The organism is Pseudomonas sp. W15Feb9B (assembly GCF_000828175.1).
GTDB classification, from domain to species: Bacteria; Pseudomonadota; Gammaproteobacteria; order Pseudomonadales; family Pseudomonadaceae; genus Aquipseudomonas; species Aquipseudomonas parakoreensis.
In genome coordinates, this window is record NZ_JTKF01000002.1 from 64,046 (window position 1) to 83,216 (window position 19,171).

At 61.1% G+C, this 19,171-nt stretch carries 18 protein-coding genes; 13 read left to right on the top strand and 5 right to left on the bottom strand.

All coding sequences use genetic code 11. The features are described 5' to 3' along the window. The first annotated feature begins 21 nt into the window (after positions 1-21). The 3 genes from OC71_RS01480 (at position 22) to OC71_RS01490 (ending at position 2,692) form a co-directional block, all read left to right on the top strand. The gene (locus OC71_RS01480; RefSeq protein ID WP_003222055.1) at positions 22-1,299 is read left to right on the top strand and encodes a flavohemoglobin expression-modulating QEGLA motif protein; all 1,278 of its coding nucleotides are present in this window, start codon (positions 22-24) and stop codon (positions 1,297-1,299) included. 161 nt (positions 1,300-1,460) lie between these two features. Further along, a complete protein-coding gene (locus OC71_RS01485) occupies positions 1,461-2,366 on the top strand; it encodes an alpha/beta hydrolase (protein WP_041063273.1) in 906 nt (301 codons plus the stop codon). Further along, positions 2,363-2,692, top strand: coding sequence for a hypothetical protein (locus OC71_RS01490; protein WP_007964217.1), 330 nt, complete (start codon positions 2,363-2,365; stop codon positions 2,690-2,692). The genes OC71_RS01485 and OC71_RS01490 overlap by 4 nt, the downstream gene beginning before the upstream one ends. A 139-nt stretch (positions 2,693-2,831) precedes the next feature. Here the strand turns inward: OC71_RS01490 and OC71_RS01495 are convergent, their stop codons facing one another. The 3 genes from OC71_RS01495 to OC71_RS01505 all read right to left on the bottom strand — a co-directional run bounded on the left by OC71_RS01495 (position 2,832) and on the right by OC71_RS01505 (position 4,803). After that, entirely contained in the window at positions 2,832-3,620 is a 789-nt protein-coding gene (locus OC71_RS01495) for an OmpA family protein (RefSeq protein WP_041063276.1), read from the bottom strand. 56 nt (positions 3,621-3,676) lie between these two features. Continuing rightward, entirely contained in the window at positions 3,677-4,081 is a 405-nt protein-coding gene (locus OC71_RS01500) for a DUF4398 domain-containing protein (protein ID WP_007964219.1), read from the bottom strand. A 377-nt stretch (positions 4,082-4,458) separates the two neighbouring features. Continuing rightward, positions 4,459-4,803 (bottom strand): hypothetical protein, encoded by a 345-nt coding sequence (locus tag OC71_RS01505; protein WP_003222064.1) that lies wholly within the window; start codon positions 4,801-4,803, stop codon positions 4,459-4,461. Positions 4,804-5,013: 210 nt separating this feature from the next. Here OC71_RS01505 and ppc point away from each other — a divergent pair, with 210 nt between their 5' ends. From ppc to OC71_RS01540, 7 genes are all read left to right on the top strand, one after another. Then, entirely contained in the window at positions 5,014-7,644 is a 2,631-nt protein-coding gene (gene ppc, locus OC71_RS01510; protein ID WP_041063279.1) for a phosphoenolpyruvate carboxylase, read from the top strand. 290 nt (positions 7,645-7,934) lie between these two features. Then, positions 7,935-8,582: an adenylate kinase gene (adk, locus tag OC71_RS01515; RefSeq protein ID WP_025112233.1), complete on the top strand. Its 648-nt coding sequence runs from the start codon at positions 7,935-7,937 to the stop codon at positions 8,580-8,582. Between the two features lie 93 nt (positions 8,583-8,675). Continuing rightward, on the top strand, positions 8,676-9,350 hold the full coding sequence (tsaB, locus tag OC71_RS01520; protein ID WP_041063283.1) for a tRNA (adenosine(37)-N6)-threonylcarbamoyltransferase complex dimerization subunit type 1 TsaB: 675 nt from the start codon (positions 8,676-8,678) through the stop codon (positions 9,348-9,350). Positions 9,351-9,663: 313 nt separating this feature from the next. Further along, positions 9,664-9,972, top strand: a complete 309-nt coding sequence (locus OC71_RS01525) for a hypothetical protein (RefSeq protein ID WP_041063285.1) — start codon at positions 9,664-9,666, stop codon at positions 9,970-9,972. After that, positions 9,972-10,832: a DUF72 domain-containing protein gene (locus OC71_RS01530; RefSeq protein ID WP_041063287.1), complete on the top strand. Its 861-nt coding sequence runs from the start codon at positions 9,972-9,974 to the stop codon at positions 10,830-10,832. Before OC71_RS01525 ends, OC71_RS01530 begins: the two co-directional genes overlap by 1 nt. 33 nt (positions 10,833-10,865) lie before the next feature. Then, on the top strand, positions 10,866-11,702 hold the full coding sequence (locus tag OC71_RS01535; RefSeq protein WP_041063289.1) for an oxaloacetate decarboxylase: 837 nt from the start codon (positions 10,866-10,868) through the stop codon (positions 11,700-11,702). A gap of 2 nt (positions 11,703-11,704) precedes the next feature. Next, a complete protein-coding gene (locus OC71_RS01540) occupies positions 11,705-12,397 on the top strand; it encodes an extensin family protein (RefSeq protein ID WP_041063291.1) in 693 nt (230 codons plus the stop codon). Between the two features lie 4 nt (positions 12,398-12,401). Here OC71_RS01540 and OC71_RS01545 read toward each other — a convergent pair whose 3' ends face one another. Then, positions 12,402-13,022 carry a hypothetical protein gene (locus tag OC71_RS01545; protein WP_041063310.1) on the bottom strand — a complete coding sequence of 207 codons (621 nt, stop codon included), beginning with the start codon at positions 13,020-13,022 and terminating at the stop codon, positions 12,402-12,404. A 93-nt stretch (positions 13,023-13,115) separates the two neighbouring features. Between OC71_RS01545 and OC71_RS01550 the strand changes: the two genes are divergently transcribed. Next, entirely contained in the window at positions 13,116-13,898 is a 783-nt protein-coding gene (locus tag OC71_RS01550; protein ID WP_041063293.1) for a class I SAM-dependent methyltransferase, read from the top strand. Positions 13,899-14,027: 129 nt separating this feature from the next. Here the strand turns inward: OC71_RS01550 and OC71_RS01555 are convergent, their stop codons facing one another. Then, positions 14,028-14,663 carry a TetR/AcrR family transcriptional regulator gene (locus OC71_RS01555; RefSeq protein ID WP_041063295.1) on the bottom strand — a complete coding sequence of 212 codons (636 nt, stop codon included), beginning with the start codon at positions 14,661-14,663 and terminating at the stop codon, positions 14,028-14,030. Positions 14,664-14,757: 94 nt separating this feature from the next. Here OC71_RS01555 and OC71_RS01560 point away from each other — a divergent pair, with 94 nt between their 5' ends. Next, entirely contained in the window at positions 14,758-15,858 is a 1,101-nt protein-coding gene (locus OC71_RS01560) for an efflux RND transporter periplasmic adaptor subunit (protein ID WP_041063297.1), read from the top strand. A 6-nt stretch (positions 15,859-15,864) separates the two neighbouring features. After that, on the top strand, positions 15,865-18,933 hold the full coding sequence (locus OC71_RS01565) for an efflux RND transporter permease subunit (protein WP_041063299.1): 3,069 nt from the start codon (positions 15,865-15,867) through the stop codon (positions 18,931-18,933). Positions 18,934-19,171 lie beyond the last annotated feature (238 nt).

The following is a 19,171-nucleotide window of genomic DNA, read 5'->3' on the forward strand; positions in this document are numbered from 1 at the left end:
AGTTTTCTACAGGAGTTTCGGGTGGACGATTACCAGCAGACGATACGCACGCTGTCCGATCGCATTGTGCTGGCGCAGACGCCGATCCGCGTGCTCGATGCGGTGAAGTGGGACGAGAACATCCGCAAGGGCTTTCTCAAGGCCAAAGGCAAGGAAATGCCGGCGGTGGATCGCGACTACTACCTCAATCGGCCACTGAGTTTCGATTCGAGCAAGGTCAAACTCGAGTTCCAGAACATCGAACGCGACATCACCCGCCAGCTCGGCCAGTTCAACCCGGTCGGGCAGATCATGCGGCGCATGTGCAAGGAATACCGCATGGTGGTGCGCATGCTCGAAGCGCGCGGCACCGAGGATTTCGGCCTGATCTCGCAAGAGCTGTACGGCGCCGCCTCCGATGCGTTTCACGCCGGCGACCCGACCCTGGCCGACCTCGGCCTGATGATGTCCGACTACCTGAACAACATCGATGGCCGTGGCGACCTGAAGGACGAGCCGAAAATCCTCACCGCCAAGGATGCCGTGCACCTGCTGCAAACCCGCTTGAACAAGGTGTTTGGCGAGGCCGAGGAAACCATCCGCGTGTTCGAGTCCGACGGCATCGTTGCCGACGCGGCGGCGGGGGCCGATTACATCAAGATCCGCACTGACGCGCTGTTCAACGATCGCGACGTGCGTGCACTGGAAGTCCATGAAGGTCTGGTGCACGTCGGCACCACGCTTAACGGCCTGAACCAGCCGATCTGCACCTTCCTGTCCAAGGGTCCACCCTCGTCGACGGTGACTCAGGAAGGCCTGGCGATCCTGATGGAAATCATCACCTTCGCCTCCTACCCGAGCCGCCTGCGCAAACTGACCAACCGCACCCGCGCCATTCACATGGTCGAGGAGGGCGCGGACTTTTTGCAGGTGTTCGAGTTCTTCCGCGAACAGGGTTTCGAAATGGCCGAAAGCTACGGCAACGCCAGCCGGGTGTTCCGAGGCTCGACGCCAACCGGTCTGCCATTCACCAAAGACTTGTCCTACCTCAAGGGCTTTATCATGGTTTACAACTACATTCAGTTGGCCGTGCGTAAGGGCAAGCTTGAACAGGTACCGCTGCTGTTCTGCGGCAAGACCACGCTGGAGGACATGCGTACCCTGCGCCAATTGGTCGATGAAGGTCTGGTGGTGCCGCCGAAATACCTGCCGGAACAGTTCCGCGACATGAACGCGCTGTCAGCGTGGATGTGCTTCTCCAACTTCCTCAATCACTTGAGCCTGGACCGGATCGAGGCGGATTACTCCAATATCCTCTGACCACATACAAACCCTGTGGGAGCTGGCTTGCCAGCGATTGCAGTCTGACAGTCAATATTGATGTTGGCTGACCCACCGCTATCGCTGGCAAGCCAGCTCCCACAGGGTTATTTGTTGACACAATTATTGTTTTCAACCCGAATTCTGCGAGGTTTCACCGGATGAGAATCCTCGGCATCCTTTGCCTGCTCCTGACCCTCGGCGGTTGCAGTTCGCTGTTGTTTTACCCCGAGCCGGGCCAGGTCTTTACCCCGGAAAGAGCCAAGCTCGAATACCGCACCGTCACCCTGACCACGGCCGACGGCCTCAAGCTCAACGCCTGGTGGCTGCCGGCCAAGCCCGGTGTCGAGGTCAAAGGCACAGTCCTGCACCTGCACGGCAACGGCGGCAATCTGCCGATGCACTTGGGTGGCAGTTGGTGGTTGCCGAAAAACGGCTATCAGGTGCTGCTGGTGGATTATCGCGGATATGGCTTGTCCGAGGGCGAGCCGAGTTTGCCGGCGATCTATCAGGACATCGACGCCGCATTCGCCTGGCTGGATCAGGCGCCAGAGGTCAAAGGCAAGCCGCTGATCCTCCTCGGCCAGAGCCTCGGCGGCTCAATGGCCGTGCATTGGCTGGTGCAGCACCCCGAGCGGCAGAAACAGCTGAAAGCCTTCGTGCTCGACGGTGTACCCGCCAGTTACCGCAGCGTCGGTCAGTACGCCCTCAGCACGTCGTGGCTGACCTGGCCGTTCCAGGTGCCGTTGTCGTGGCTGGTGCCGGACGGCGACAGCGCGATCAACTCGATGCCGCAGCTTAACGGCGTGCCGAAACTGATCTTTCACAGCATCGACGACCCACTGGTGCCAATGTCCAACGCCATCCGCCTGTATCAGGCAGCGCCGCCACCACGGGTGTTGCAGTTGACCCGCGGCGGCCACGTACAGACCTTCGGCGACCCGGTCTGGCGCCAAGTGATGCTGCGTTATCTGGAAGATCCCGAGCACTTCAACGGCCTGCGCCGCCTCGGCGAGATCCCCAATTATCCGCAACCCCCGAATTCTGAAGATGAGAGTCCGCAATGACTGAAGAACGTAACGCCATCCCGCTGATCATCACCGGTATCTGCAGCATCCTCGGCACCGTTGGTGCCCTGTGGTATTACGGCTACCTGCACTTCGCCAAACCCGAGGATGCGCTGCTGCTCAACGAATTCACCATGCTCAAGACCGTGCCGGGCGAAGACTACAAAGTCTCGCTGGACCCGGCGCCGCAGGTGGCGCAGTGCATCGATGGCGTACTGGTGCTGTTTGACACCGAGCAGAAAGGCCTGACCGGGGTGCTGATCAATGCGCAGAAAAAAGCCGTGCGTTGCATGGGCCAGGAAACCCCGCAGAAACTCGAGCCTTAAACGCAAAAGATCGCAGCCTTCGGCAGCTCCTGCATTGGAATACGATCCCTGTAGGAGCTGCCGAAGGCTGCGATCTTTTGATCTTAAAAAAAGCCCCGCCTGATCACTCAGGCGGGGCTTTTTCATTAGCGCGTGTTGCTTAGTTCGAGCTGACCGCCGAACGTGGCACCACTGGCTGGTTGTCGTTGGAAATGGTCACTTCCACACGACGGTTCATCGCACGACCGGAAACGCTGCCGTTGTCGGCAACCGGGTATTCCTTGCCGTAACCCTGAACCACGATGCGCGAAGGATCTACGCCCATCTTGATCAGAGCGACTTGTACCGAGGTGGCACGACGCTCGGACAGCGACTGGTTGTACGAAGCCGCGCCGGTGCTGTCGGTGTAACCCTCGACGATCACTTTGCGATCAGGGTTTTCCTGAAGGAACTGCGCCAGTTTGTTGATGTTCACCAGACCGCTGGATTTCAGGTCAGCCTTGTTGGTGGCGAACAGCACGTCACCGAAAGTCACCAGCGTACCGCGATCGGTCTGCTTGGCGTTCAGGCTCTGCTGCAGTTGTTTGATCTGCTGATCACGAGCGTCCAGACGCGCTTGGGCACGTTGCGCGGCAGCGTTTTTCAGGTTGTTCTCAGCGGTGCGCAGGGCGATGGTCTGCTTGGCCACTTCCACGCGCTGGTTGGTCAGGTAGGCCAGTTGGTCAACCTTGGCTGCGTCTTGCTTGTCCAGATAAGCCTTGTCGGCCTTGTCCAGGTAATCGCTGGCGTCCTTGGTTTCCAGGGCAGCGACTTTGCTCGCCTGTGGGTTGGCCTGCAGGCCGGCGTAGTTGGTGCGCGCCTGTTCCAGGTTCGGGTTAGGCGGAGTAGAGCAGGCAGCCAGGGCAACGCTTGCGGCCAGAAGAGCGGGGATCATCAGTTGCTTACGCATAATTTGTCGTCCTTTCTATCGATAAAAGTTTCAGCTTTGCGATTCGGGATGCGCGCTTACTGCACGGTGCGCTGACTTTCCTGACGCAGTTCCTGAACACCTTTCTGGGAATCCTTCACAGCCTGTTCGGCCTTGGCAGCCTGAGCCTTGCGTTCTGCTACGCGAGCGTCCCATTCGGCTTGCTCGGCGAGGGTGCGAGCTTGTTCATACTTCTTGTCGTGCATGGCGATTTCGGCTTGCTTGAGCTTGTCCTGCGCCTGCTTCATTTCCACAGCAGCGAACTCGGTACCACCGGCGCTGACCGCACTGTTGACGGCCGATTGAGTCACGGCGTACTGCTCGGTCGGCGGGTTACCGGCGCAACCGGCCAGTACGAAGCTGGTACCGATGGCCAGAGCAGCCAGTTTCAGACCGCGCAGGTGGGAGAACGAGGTTTGGGTCTTCATGGTCTTCAACTCCATTGTTTAACTCCTGATAAAACCGAAAATCCATCCTGGTCGAGGAGCCGCAAGCGTCGTGTAAAAGCGCGTTTTTGAAACGCTCGTTCCAGGCGTGGTTACAGCTTCCGACCGAAGGCGTTTTTCAAAAGTTCAGAAAAGATGGCCTATCGCCAAAAGTTTTTTTGACCAAGTCGACAAGGCTCTAAACCGGGAACTTTAGAGGCGGGGAGAGGTACGCGCGGGGTAACGCGGGGTAAAAAGCGTGCGATTTTTGAAGTTCGATACAGTCAATGTGGGAGCGAGCCTGCTCGCGAATGCGGTGAATCAGTCGCTATCAATGTCGGCTGAAATACCGCATTCGCGAGCAAGCTCGCTCCCACAGTTTGATCTATGTTCTGTCAGTGCTTTTGCTTGCCGGCAGCGGCGGATAAATCCTGCAGATGCCGGCGAGAAAGCGCCAGAAACCGCGGCGTCGGACCGACGTCCTCATACAGCGGATCACCTTCTTCATCCGTCGCCACCACCGTCGAACCTTTCACATACGGCAGGCTCGCCTCGAACTCTTCGAGCGCGGCGCCGATCAGTTCGCCGAGCAGTTCTTCGGGGTGGCGTTTGGGGTACATCTCGGCAATCGCCGCCAGGCGCGCAGCGGCCTCGACGTCCAGATGAATCGTGTAGCCAGTGTCGGTCAGGCGACCCTTGGCGTTTTCTTCCCAATGCTGGGCGAGTTCACGGATTTTCATGATGACCTCATGTCGTACCTGCTCATGGCAGGATCGGGTGAGTGTCCGGCGCGGCCGGCAAGCCGTTGTGCGGCTTACTGTTGAGACTAGCTTCAGGCCGCAAGGTTTAAAGTCCCTTCGTCGTCTGCTTGTAAGAAGCGCCACAGAGCGGCACTCTCTGGGCAAAGCATTCGTTTCTGAGCCGTCCCGATTACCGCTGGAGAACTGCTGATGACCGATATCGATGCACGCTTGCGCGAGGACGTTCACCTGTTGGGTGAGCTGTTAGGCAATACCATCCGCGACCAGTACGGCGAGGAATTTCTCGACAAGATCGAGCAGATCCGCAAGGGCGCCAAGGCAGATCGCCGTGGCTCGATGGACGCCGAACTCAGCGCCAGCCTCAATCAGCTGAGCGAAGACGAACTGCTGCCGGTGGCGCGGGCGTTCAACCAGTTTCTCAACCTGGCGAACATCGCCGAGCAGTATCAGCTGATTCATCGCCGCGAAGAGTCGCAGCCGGCACCGTTCGAGTCCCGCGTACTGCCGGAACTGCTCGCCCGCCTGCGCAACGAAGGCCACAGCGCCGAATCCCTGGCCCGGCAACTGGCGCGCCTGGAAATCGAACTGGTGCTGACTGCGCACCCGACCGAAGTGGCGCGGCGCACGCTGATCCAGAAGTACGACGCGATCGCCGCGCAACTGGCCGCGCAGGATCATCGCGACCTGACCAGCGCCGAACGCGAACAGATCCAGAACACCCTGCAACGGTTGATCGCCGAAGCCTGGCACACCGAAGAAATCCGCCGTACCCGGCCGACCCCGGTCGATGAAGCCAAGTGGGGTTTTGCGGTCATCGAACACTCGCTGTGGCAGGCGATTCCCAACCATATGCGCAAGGCCGACAAGGCGCTTTATGAAGCGACGGGCCTGCGTTTGCCGCTGGAAGCGGCGCCGATCCGTTTTGCTTCATGGATGGGCGGCGACCGTGACGGCAACCCGAATGTCACGGCAGCGGTGACCCGCGAAGTGCTGTTGCTGGCGCGCTGGATGGCTGCCGACCTGTACCTGCGCAATGTCGATCATCTGGCTGCGGAACTGTCGATGCAGCAGGCCAGTGATGCGCTCAAGGCCAAGGCCGGTGACAGCGCCGAACCTTACCGTGCGGTGCTCAAGCAGTTGCGCGAACGCCTGCGTGCCACGCGCAATTGGGCGCATGCCTCGCTCAGCGCCAGCACACCGGCGCCGGCCGACGTGTTGCACAACAACCGCGATCTGCTCGATCCGCTGGAACTGTGTTTCAACTCCCTGCACGAATGCGGCATGGGCGTGATTGCCGACGGGCCGTTGCTCGATTGCCTGCGCCGGGCGGTGACTTTCGGCCTGTTTCTGGTACGCCTCGATGTACGTCAGGATTCGACGCGACACAGTTCGGCAATGACTGAAATCACCGATTACCTTGGCCTCGGTCGCTACGAAGACTGGGACGAAGAACAGCGCATCAGCTTCCTCACCCGCGAATTGAGCAATCGTCGCCCGTTGTTGCCGGCGCATTTCAAACCGTCCGCCGACACCGCTGAAGTGCTCGCCACCTGCAAGGAAATCGCCGCCGCACCGGGCGCCTCGCTGGGCTCTTATGTGATCTCGATGGCGGGCGCGGCTTCCGATGTGCTGGCGGTGCAACTGCTGCTCAAAGAGTCCGGCGTGTTGCGGCCGATGCGCGTGGTGCCGCTGTTCGAAACCCTGGCGGACCTCGACAACGCCGGGCCGGTGATGGAGCGTCTGTTGCTGCTGCCGGGCTACCGCGCGAGGCTGCAAGGCCCGCAGGAAGTGATGATCGGTTATTCCGACTCGGCCAAGGACGCCGGCACCACCGCGGCGGCGTGGGCGCAATATCGCGCGCAGGAGCGGCTGGTGGAGATCTGCCGCGAGCAGCAAGTCGAACTGCTGTTGTTCCACGGTCGCGGTGGCACCGTGGGCCGTGGCGGCGGTCCGGCGCACGCGGCGATCCTGTCGCAGCCGCCGGGGTCGGTGGCGGGGCGTTTCCGCACCACCGAGCAGGGCGAAATGATTCGATTCAAATTCGGCCTGCCGGACATCGCCGAGCAGAACCTCAATCTGTATCTGGCCGCGGTGCTCGAAGCGACGCTGTTGCCACCACCGCCGCCAACGTCGGAATGGCGGCACCTGATGGATGAACTGGCCGCCGACGGCGTCGCCGCGTATCGCGCCGTGGTGCGGGAGAATCCGCAGTTCGTCGAGTATTTCCGCCAGTCGACACCGGAGCAGGAGCTGGGACGCTTGCCCCTCGGCAGCCGTCCGGCCAAGCGCCGTGCGGGTGGGATCGAGAGTCTGCGGGCGATCCCGTGGATCTTCGGCTGGACCCAGACCCGCCTGATGCTGCCGGCCTGGCTCGGTTGGGAAAGCGCGTTGAGCAAGGCGCTGGAGCGCGACGAGGGCGAACTGCTCGGGCAGATGCGTGAACAGTGGCCGTTCTTCCGCACCCGTATCGACATGCTGGAAATGGTGCTGGCCAAGGCCGACGCCGACATTGCGCTGTCGTACGATGAGCGTCTGGTCGAGCCGGACTTGCTGCCGTTGGGCGCGCAGTTACGCGACCTATTGTCGCAGGCGTGTGCGGTGGTGCTCGGCTTGACCGGTCAGTCGCAACTGCTGGCACATAGCCCAGAGACGCTGGAATTCATCCGTCTGCGCAACACTTACCTCGACCCGCTTCATCTATTGCAGGCCGAGCTGTTGGCCCGTTCACGGCAGCAGAATGTCGAACAGGGCAGCCCGGTGGAGCAGGCGCTGCTGGTGTCTGTGGCGGGAATTGCCGCCGGTTTGCGCAATACCGGCTAAGGTTTTTGCGGTGGTATCAGGCGCCCGGTGCACAGGCCGGGTGCCGCTTTGTACACAGGCAGAAAGTGCGGGCAGGCGACAGTTAATGATGGGGTTGCGACTTGGGTTACCGCGTCGCAAGGTCGCGGCGGGCGCCGGTTTCTCCGACTTTTGGCGTCTTGTGTGGGCGCAGCCTGCTGTGTATCTTGATCAGCCTTTGGCCGTTTGTGCGGCCACGACCCGTTTTTTTGAGATTGGCCCAAAGAGGCGAATCCCGTTGTTTTCTATATAAAAAATTGAGGAGCACATCGATGCGCGTCATTCTGCTGGGAGCTCCCGGGGCCGGTAAAGGTACTCAGGCTAAGTTCATCACCGAGAAATTCGGCATTCCGCAAATCTCCACCGGCGACATGCTGCGTGCTGCGGTCAAGGCCGGCACTCCGCTGGGCGTTCAAGCCAAGAGCATCATGGATGCCGGCGGCCTGGTGTCGGATGACCTGATCATCGCGCTGGTGCAGGATCGCATCGCTCAACCCGACTGCGTCAATGGCTTCCTGTTCGACGGCTTCCCGCGCACCATTCCGCAAGCCGAAGCCCTGGTGACTGCCGGTGTCGAACTGGACGCCGTGGTTGAAATCGCTGTTGAAGACGAAGAAATCGTTCAGCGTATCGCCGGTCGTCGCGTTCACGAGGCCAGCGGCCGCGTTTACCACATCGTCTACAACCCGCCGAAAGTGGCTGGCAAAGACGACGTTACCGGCGACGATCTGGTGCAGCGCAAGGACGACACCGAAGAAACCGTGCGTCATCGCCTGTCGGTCTACCATTCGCAGACCAAGCCGCTGGTGGATTTCTACCAGAAGCTCTCCGCTGCCAACGGCAAGCCGAAGTACAGCCACATCCCGGGCGTTGGTTCGGTTGAAGCGATCACCGCCAAGGTGCTCGAAGCGCTGAGCTGATAAAGCTGATCCGCTGCATCATCTACGGCCCGCTTGCGGGCCGTAGTTGTTTATACTGACGCCCTTTTTCTCCCACCTGTTTTGGAAACATCGATGAGCACCTTGCTGGCCCTGGACACCGCGACCGAAGCTTGCTCCGTTGCCTTGCTGCATGACGGCAAGGTCACGAGCCATTACGAGGTGATCCCGCGTCTGCACGCGCAGAAGCTGCTGCCGATGATCCAGCAACTGCTGGCCGACGCCGGCACCACGCTGCAAGCGGTGGACGCCATCGCGTTCGGTCGTGGGCCGGGTGCGTTCACCGGTGTGCGGATCGCCATTGGTGTGGTGCAAGGTCTGGCGTTTGCGCTGGATCGTCCGGTGCTGCCGGTGTCCAACCTCGCCGTCCTGGCGCAACGTGCATATCGCGAACACGGCGTGAGCCAGGTCGCAGCAGCCATCGATGCGCGGATGGATGAAGTGTATTGGGGCTGCTACCGCGAGACCGCCGGCGAGATGCGTCTGGTCGGTGCCGAAGCGGTGCTGCCACCGGAAGCCGCGGCGCTGCCGGGCGATGCCAGCGGTGAGTGGTTCGGTGCGGGCACCGGTTGGGGCTATGGCGAGCGGATCGCGCTCAGCCTGAGCGGCTCGGATGCCGGCATGCTGCCTCACGCCGAAGACCTGCTGACCCTGGCGCGATTTGCCTGGGAACGCGGCGAGTCGATCCCGGCCGACGAGGCGCAACCGGTTTACCTGCGCGATAAAGTCGCTACTCCAAAGGCTCGCTGATCATTCAAAGCGGCGGGGTCTATTGTGGCGAGGGAGCTTGCTCCCGCTCGGCTGCGGAGCAGTCGCAAAACCTGCGACCGCGATTTATCTGATAATCCAGTGGGGGCCGCTTCGCAGCCCAGCGGGAGCAAGCTCCCTCGCCACAAAAGCACTCCCGCAGAATTCAATGCCTTATTCCAAATTCTGCCAATCGTCAGTTTCCAACCCCGCGCTTTAAACCTTTTACGCTTTATGTGTTCTAGTTATCACTCGGCGGTTTGCTAAGTCGGTCAAGTGCCGCTAAATTGCCATCATCGATACCGAGCATGAAATTATGCGTATAGACGGAGTTTCCTCTCAGTCCTACCCCATCAAGCGCAAGCCTCGCAAAGGCAATGTGGCGCTGGATGAGTCCGTCGACGATATCGATGGCGAGCTGGAATTCCCGACTGAAGAGCAACTGGCCGCCCGCGCTGCCAAAGCCTCCGCACAACGCCTGGCCAATCTGCCTGCCCGTCAGCAAGACATGATTTATCACCGCGCCATGAGCAAAAGCGTAGCGATGGCCCTGGCCAGCTACCTGAGCACCGCCGGTTTTGTCGATTGGGATGCGGATGTGCTGGGCCTCGACCTGTACATCTGATGGATCTGCCTTACTACCTCGGTTGTCCGTCCTGGAGCGAAAACGCCTGGCGCGAGTATCTGTACCCCGAAGACGCCAAGACCTCCGACTTCCTCGCTCTCTACTCCCAAGTATTCAATGCCGTCGAAGGCAACACGACCTTCTACGCCAGCCCCTCGCCGGCCACCGTGCAGCGCTGGGCCGAGACCATGCCCGAACATTTTCGCTTCACCGCCAAGTTTCCCGGCGACATCAGCCACAGCGGTGACCTGCGCGATCAACTGACCGCCGCCGAAACCTTCGTAAATCTTCTCAGCCCGCTCGGCGAACGGGTTTCGCCGCTGTGGCTGCAATTGTCGAAAAGCTTCACCCCGCATCGATTGCCCGAGCTGACGGCGTTCATCGACGCGCTGGACCGGCCACTGGCAGTGGAAGTCCGTCACGAACAGTTTTTCGCCAAGGGCGAGAGCGAGCGCCTGCTCAATCGTCTGCTGCTTGAACGTGGCGTGGAGCGCATCTGCCTCGATCCACGGGCGCTGTTCAGTTGCCTGTCGACCGAGTCTTCGGTGATCCACGCGCAATCGAAAAAGCCTCGGGTGCCGACCCGTCCGGCGGCGTTCACTCAATGTCCGCAGGTGCGCTTCATCGGCCACCCGGAGCTGGAAGCCAACGATCCGTTCCTCGTGCCATGGGTCGCGAAAATCGCCGAGTGGATCGAAGAGGGCCGCACGCCGTACATCTTCCTGCACACCGCCGACAACGTGATGGCGGCGAAGCTGGCGCAACGTTTTCACGCACAATTGATGCAACGTTTGCCTGGCCTGCCGTCCCTGCCTGAGCTATACAGAGAACCCGCCGCCGAGCAACTCGGCTTGCTCTGAAGGCGGATTTTTCCCCTGCCCAGGAGCCTGCCGATGGACGCCCACGCCCTTCAAGAACAAGCCCGCAAAGCCCAGGCCTTCAAGGCCCTGCATGAAGGTGCGGGGATTTTTGTGATTCCCAACCCGTGGGATGCCGGCTCGGCGAAAATGCTCGCCAGTCTGGGCTATCAGGCGTTGGCGACCACCAGTGCCGGTTATGCGTTTTCCCAAGGCAAAGCCGATGGCGCCCTGAGTCTCGATGACACCTTGGCCAATGTCCGGGCAATTGTCGCAGCGACCGATCTGCCGGTGGCGGTGGACCTGGAAAACGGTTTCGCCGATGACCCGGCCGAGTGTGCCAAAAGCTTGCTGCGTGCGGCCGAGGCCGGCGCGGTCGGTGGTTCGATCGAGGACGCCACGGGCCGTGCCGATGCGCCGATCTACTGCTTCGAACACGCCGTGGCACGCATCGAAGCCGCCGTCGCTGCGGTGCGCACGCTGCCATTTCCCTTCATCCTGACTGCCCGCGCGGAAAACTATCTGCACGGCAATCCCGATCTCAACGACACCATCCGCCGCCTGCAAGCCTTTGCCGAGGCGGGTGCCGACGTGCTGTATGCGCCGGGTCTGCGCAGCGCCGAAGAGGTGTTGGCGGTGGTGCGCGCGGTGGCGCCAAAACCGGTCAACGTGCTCATGTCCGGCGGTTTGAAACTGACCGTACAGGAGTTGGAAGAAATGGGTGTGCGGCGAATCAGTACCGGCTCGGCATTGGCGCTGGCGGCATTTGGCGAGTTCTTCCGCGCGGCTGAAGAGATCCAGCAGCGCGGGACGTTCGGCTTTACGTCGCAGTCGATGCCGTACGCCAAGGCTAATCAGTTTTTCAAAGGCTGAGCATGGGCCGCTGGATCGCGCTGTCGGTACTGTTGATGATTGCTGGCGCCATGGTCAGCGTCTGGCGCGGCTGGGTCGCCGTGCCGGCCGAATGGAATCCGTGGGCGCCGCTGGACGTGAAGGCCGCGCCGAACTGGTTGACCGGTTTCAAGCTGATGCGCCTGCGCGGCAATCCCGAGTTATGCGCACAAGTGCTCAGCAACTCGGGTCTGCGCATCACCGCGCAAGCCGACAGCCCCGACGCCAAGTGCCCGCTGATCGGCGCCGTGCGCGTGCAGGGCGGCGAGGTGGCGCTGAGCAGCAGCTTCCTCGCCAGTTGTCCGTTGGCGGTGGCTTACGCGATGTTTGAACGGCACACCCTGCAACCCGTCGCGCAAGCGCTTTACGGACAGCCTGTGGCGCGGCTCGATCACCTTGGCAGCTTTGCCTGCCGTAATGTCTACAACCGCGAGAGCGGGGCGCTCAGCCGCCATGCCAGTGCCGATGCGCTGGACATCAGCGGTTTTCGTCTGGCGGACGGGCGCAACATCAGTGTGCTCAAAGACTGGCCGAAGCAAAACCAGGACGCGCAGTTTCTGCGCCAGGTGCGCGATGGCGCCTGCGAGGCATTCAGTGTGGTGTTGAGTCCGGATTACAACGCCGCCCACCGCAATCACTTTCATGTCGATGTCGGGCGCTGGAGCGTGTGTCGCTGAAGTATCAGGCAGCGAGGCGCAGGTTCTGCAGGACGATCGGGCGCGCCCAGCCGTTATCGAAGTCCAAAGCCTTCTGCTGCTCGACGATTTCTTCCGGCGGGAACGGCGGATAAGGTTTTTGCAGCAGGTCGAGATCGAACTCGGCAATCGGCAGGTACAGCGGCTTCTTCTGTGGCGCCGGGCCAGGCTCTGGCACAGGCTGACCGTTGTTGATTACGATCGGGCGAACCCAGCTGCTGTCGAAGTCCTGCTGCTCTTGCTGAGCCTTGAGTTCTTCTGGCGGGAACGGTGGGAACGGCTTGTCCAGCAGATCGGTTTCGAACTCTGCGATCGGCAGAAACAGCGGCTCTGGCGGACGCACTTCGGTCTCGACCACGTCGCACTGACGCTGCTCGACGATGTGCGCGTGCAGCTCGCTGCCCAGGGTCGGTTCTTCCGGGCTGTTCAGGTCAACCGGTGGAAAGGTGCCACAGGCCGGCACCACATCACTCGTCTGTTCGGCCATCGCCTGGGCAAAGAAATCCTGCCACAGGTGACTGACGCCGCCCAATGCTTGAGTGTTATGACGGCTGAAGTCGCCCTTGGGCGAAATGTAGCCAATCGATGTGGGAAGAATGCCTGACATTTTTTTCGGTTGACGCTCAGCTCTGGCAAAATGCGCGTTGATTGGTTTATCGGCCACTTTTTGCCGATCCTTAACTTTTTTGAGCGTGTTTTCATGATTGAGCAACCCGCGGCCTGCCGCATCCATGTCCAGGCCCTCGGCCCGACGTTTGAAGCGCAAGCCGAGCAATGGGCCGAGCGTCTGGGCCTGCCGCTGCAGGTGGACGGCGGCGAGTTCGCCTTGCAGGTCGGCGAGCAGGGTTTGCAGCTGCAACAACTCGGCCCGGATGCGCCGGGACCTGTGCGGGTGGACTTTGTCGAGGGGGGCGCGGCGCACCGGCGTCTGTATGGCGGCGGCAGCGGGCAGATGATTGCCAAGGCGGTTGGCATCGCCCAAGGCGTGCGCCCTCGGGTGCTGGACGCCACGGCGGGGTTGGGCAAGGACGCTTTCGTGCTGGCCAGTCTGGGCTGCGAGATGAGCCTGATCGAGCGCCAGCCGCTGATCGGGGCGTTGCTGGAGGATGGTCTGGCACGGGCGGCGGAAGATTTCGACGTGGCGCCAATAGTCGCGCGGATGAAGCTGCTCAAGGGCAACTCCATTGAGGTCATGCGCAATTGGCAAGGCGAGCCGCCGCAGGTGATCTACCTCGACCCGATGTTTCCGCACCGCGAGAAAACCGCGTTGGTGAAGAAAGAGATGCGCCTGTTCCGGCCGCTGGTCGGTGATGATCCGGATGCGCCGGCGTTGCTCGAAGCGGCGCTGGCCCTGGCGACACATCGTGTGGTGGTCAAGCGCCCGCGCAAGGCGCCGTGTATTGATGGGCCGAAGCCGAGCCATGCGCTGGATGGCAAGTCGAGCCGGTATGACATCTACCCGAAGAAAGCGCTCAAGGCTTGAGACCGAGTCGCCTTAATCGCTGGCAAGCCAGCTCCCACAAGTTTTTGTGTCGTTCGCACAATTTGTGTTCAGCACGATCCCTGTGGGAGCTGGCTTGCCAGCGATGACGTCAGATCAGGCGCTAAAAAATCAGGGCCGATACGCCCGCATGAACAACCCCACTACCTCCTGCACATGACTCTCTGCCGCCTCTTCGCTCAGCGGCTCACCGCAGCAATACAGCAAACGAAAATTCCCCGCACCCTTGAGCAGGCAAAAGAAGTGCTCGGCGGCATTGCGCGGCAGGTCGATGCTCAGCACGCCGGTCTCGTCGATGCGTTTGAGTAGCCGCTCCATGCCTTGCACCATGCGCTCAGGGCCAGCGTCGAAGAAGATCTGCGACAGCTTCGGATCCTGCGTACCCAGCGCCATCATCAAGCGATGCAAATTCACCGACTCGTCGCTGTTGATCAGTTGATGAAAGCCCCGGGCAATGTTCAGCAACACATTTTCCACGGGGATGCCGGCGGGCAATTCGAAGAACAGCGGCGGTAACTGCTCCTCGCATTTGGCCATCACCGCGGAGGAGAACAGCGTCTCCTTGTCGTTGAAGTGGCTGTAAACCGTCAGTTTCGACACGCCAGCCTCGGCGGCGACCGCGTCCATGCTGGTGTTGGCGTAGCCGTGACTCAGAAACAGGGTTTTCGCCGCATCGAGGATTGCCCGGCGCTTGGCCGGATCCTTCGGACGGCCCGGGCCGTTTGGAGCTGAAAGATTGTTCGACATTCTTCGCTTTTAATACTGGACTGGTGAGTTTGCTATTAATACCATACCGGCCAGTATAAATATTCCAAGCAACATAAGCGAAAGGTCCGTCACCATGTTCCGCTATGCGTTGTCCTTTGCCGTGCCAGTCAGCCTGGCTGTTTTATTGTCCGCATGCGGTCAGGAAGAGGCGACGCCAGTCAGCGTTCGACCGGCCATGGTGGTGCAGCCAGAGCCTTCGGCGCAGGCGATGGAAAGTTATCCGGGTGAGGTTCGCGCCCGCTACGAACCCGATCTGGCGTTCCGCATTGGCGGCAAAGTCAGCCGACGACTGGTCGAGGAAGGTCAGCGCGTGAAGGCTGATCAACCATTGGCCGAACTCGATCCGCAGGACGTGCGCCTGCAACTGGAAGCCACCCGCGCTCAGGTCGCCGCCGCTGAAGCCAATCTGAACCTGGTGCGCGCCGAGCGTGACCGCTACAAAACCTTGATGGAGCGGCAGATGGTCAGCCGTTCCGCCTACGACAACGCGGAAAACCTCTACCGCTCCGGCGAAGCCCGCCTCAAGCAGATCAAAGCCGAATTCAACGTCTCGACCAACCAGGCCAGTTACGCCGTGCTGCGCGCGCCGCAGGACGGTGTGGTGGCCAAGCGTTCGGTGGAAGTCGGGCAGGTGGTCGCCGCCGGGCAAACCGTGTTTACCCTCGCCACCGACGGCGAGCGCGAAGTGTCGATCAGCCTCCCGGAGCAGAGCTTCGGGCGGTTCAAGGTCGGCCAGCCAGTCACCGTTGAACTGTGGACCCAGCAGAACCAGCGCTTCGCCGGGCAGATTCGTGAGCTGTCGCCGGCGGCCGATCCGAAATCCCGTACCTTCGCCGCGCGCATCTCGTTCACCAGCGGCAAAGTCCCGGCTGAACTCGGGCAGAGCGCCCGGGTGTTCGTGCAATCGGCAGACAGTGTGCCGCTGTCAGTACCGCTTTCGGCCCTGACTGCCGAGAACGGTGCGACCTATGTCTGGGTCGTCAGCGCCAACAACACCCTGAAGAAGACCCCGGTGCGCATCGGCCCGTTCGGCGAGAAAAGTGTGCCGGTGCTCGAAGGCCTCAACGCCAGCGACTGGGTGGTGGCAGCCGGCGTCCATGTGTTGCTCGATGGTCAGCAGGTGCGTCCCGTGGATCGCTCCAACCGAGTGGTCAATCTGGCGGACAAGGAGTAAGTCCCGATGCGCTTCAACCTTTCCGAATGGGCGCTGCGTAATCGCCAGATCGTCCTGTTCCTGATGCTTTTGCTGGCCATCGTCGGGGCCTTGTCCTACACCAAACTCGGCCAGAGCGAAGACCCACCGTTCACCTTCAAGGCCATGGTCATCCAGACCCGCTGGCCGGGGGCGACCGCGCAGGAAGTCTCGCGGCAGGTCACCGAACGCATCGAAAAGAAATTGATGGAAACCGGCGAGTACGAGCGCATCGTGTCGTTCTCTCACCCCGGTGAGTCGCAGGTCACCTTCATTGCCCGTGACTCGATGCACTCCAAGGAAATCCCCGACCTCTGGTACCAGGTGCGCAAGAAGGTCAGCGACATTCGCCAGACCTTGCCGCCGGGGATTCAGGGGCCGTTTTTCAACGATGAATTCGGCACCACGTTCGGCAATATTTACGCGCTGACCGGCGACGGTTTCGACTACGCGGTACTCAAGGATTACGCCGACCGCATCCAGATCCAGCTGCAGCGGGTCAAAGATGTCGGCAAGGTCGATCTGCTCGGTTTGCAGGACGAGAAAATCTGGGTCGAGCTGTCCAACGTCAAACTCGCCACCCTCGGTTTGCCACTGGCGGCGGTACAGCAAGCGCTGGAAGAGCAGAACGCGGTGTCCACTGCGGGGTTCTTTGAAACCGGCAGCGAACGTGTGCAGCTGCGGGTTTCGGGGAATTTTCAAACGGTCGAGGAGATCAAGAACTTCCCGATCCGCGTCGGTGACCGGACGTTCCGTATCTCCGATGTCGCCGATGTGCATCGCGGTTTCAACGACCCTCCGGCGCCACGCATGCGCTTCATGGGCGAGGACGCCATTGGCCTCGCTGTTGCGATGAAGGACGGCGGCGACATTCTGGTGCTGGGCAAAGCGCTGGAAGGCGAGTTCTCGCGCCTGCAGAAAAACCTCCCGGCCGGCATGCAACTGCGCAAAGTCTCTGACCAACCGGCGGCGGTGAAGACCGGTGTCGGCGAGTTCGTCCAGGTGCTGGTAGAGGCGCTGGCGATTGTGTTGCTGGTGAGCTTCTTCTCCCTCGGCGTGCGCACCGGCATGGTGGTCGCGCTGACCATTCCGCTGGTGCTGGCGATGACTTTCGCCTGCATGTATTACCTGGGCATCGGTCTGCACAAGATCTCGCTCGGTGCGCTGGTGCTGGCGCTGGGCTTGCTGGTGGACGACGCGATCATCGCCGTGGAAATGATGGCGATCAAAATGGAGCAGGGCTTCGACCGGATCAAGGCCGCAAGCTACGCCTGGACCAGCACCGCGTTCCCGATGCTCACCGGTACGCTGATCACCGCCGCCGGGTTTCTGCCGATTGCCACCGCGCAGTCCGGCACTGGCGAATACACCCGTTCGATCTTCCAGGTAGTGACCATCGCCTTGCTCGCGTCATGGGTGGCGGCGGTTATGTTCGTGCCGTATCTGGGGGAAAAGCTCCTGCCGGATCTGGCGAAGATTCATGCGGCCAAACATGGCACAACTGACGGGCAAGCCGATCCGTACGGCACGCCGTTCTATCAACGGGTGCGGCGTCTGGTGGAGTGGTGCGTGGCGCATCGCAAAACCGTGATCGTGCTGACGGTGGGGCTGTTCATCGCGTCGGTGATGCTGTTCCGTTTCGTCCCCCAGCAGTTCTTCCCGGCCTCCAATCGACTGGAGTTGATGGTCGATCTGAAGCTGGCCGAAGGGGCGTCGCTGGCCAACACCACGGCCGAGGTCAAACGCCTGGAAGCGATGCTCAAGGATCACGCCGGCATCGATAACTATGTGGCGTATGTCGGCACCGGTTCGCCGCGTTTCTACCTGCCGCTGGATCAGCAACTGCCGGCGGCGAGCTTCGCCCAGTTTGTGGTATTGGCGAAAAACATCGAGGAGCGCGAGACCCTGCGCACCTGGTTGATCGAAACCCTTAACGAGCAATTCCCGACCCTGCGTTCGCGGGTCACGCGTCTGGAAAACGGTCCGCCGGTTGGTTATCCGGTGCAGTTTCGCGTCACCGGTGAGCACATCGAGGAAGTCCGTGCGCTGGCGCGCAAAGTGGCGGCCAAGGTGCGCGAGAACCCGCACGTGGTCAACGTGCACCTGGACTGGGAAGAACCGAGCAAAGTGGTGTACCTGAACATCGATCAGGACCGCGCCCGGGCACTCGGTGTGAGCACGGCCAATCTGGCGAAATTCCTCCAGAGCTCGCTGACCGGTTCGAGTGTCAGTCAGTACCGCGAGGACAACGAACTGATCGAGATCCTGTTGCGCGGCACGGTGCATGAGCGTACCGAGTTGTCGTTGCTGCCGAGTCTGGCGGTACCGACCGATAACGGTCGCAGTGTGGCGTTGTCGCAGATTGCCACGCTGGAATACGGGTTTGAGGAAGGGATCATCTGGCACCGTAATCGTCTGCCCACCGTGACGGTGCGTGCCGACATCTATGGCAAGGAGCAGCCGGCGACGCTGGTGAAGCAGATCGCTCCGACGCTGGATCCGATCCGTGCCGAATTGCCTGACGGGTATCTGCTGGATGTCGGCGGGACGGTGGAGGATTCGGAGCGTGGGCAGAAGTCGGTGAATGCCGGGGTGCCGATGTTTATCGTGGTGGTGCTGACGTTGCTGATGGTGCAATTGCGTAGCTTCTCGCGCACGGCGATGGTGTTTCTGACGGCGCCGTTGGGGTTGATCGGGGTGGTGTTGTTTCTGATGGTGTTCCGTCAGCCGTTCGGGTTTGTGGCGATGCTGGGGACGATCGCGCTGTCGGGGATGATCATGCGCAACTCGATGATTCTGGTGGATCAGATCGAGCAGGATATTGCTTCTGGTCTCAAGCCTTGGCAGGCGATTATCGAGGCGACGGTGCGGCGGTTTCGGCCTATCGTCTTGACGGCTTTGGCGGCGGTGCTGGCGATGATTCCGTTGTCGCGCAGTGTGTTTTTCGGGCCGATGGCGGTGGCGATCATGGGGGGGTTGATTGTGGCTACGGCTTTGACGCTTTTGTTTTTGCCTGCTTTGTATGCGGCCTGGTTCAGGGTTCGTCGCGACGCTTGATGGTTTTGGACTTGGCGGCCTTTGGGCCGACCAGGTTCTGGGGGTTCTTTGTGAATATCCGTCTCTTCGGGGGTTGCGGCTGGCGGTTTCGCCCTTACGGCGAGTCACTTTGGCAAACGCCCCAAAGTAACCAAAGGTCTTGGCCCCGGCGTACGGCCCTCGCCTAGGCTCGGGTTCCTTCGTTGCGGGGTTCATCCGGGGGCATCGCCTCCGGTTTGCTTCGCTGCACCTCCTCTCG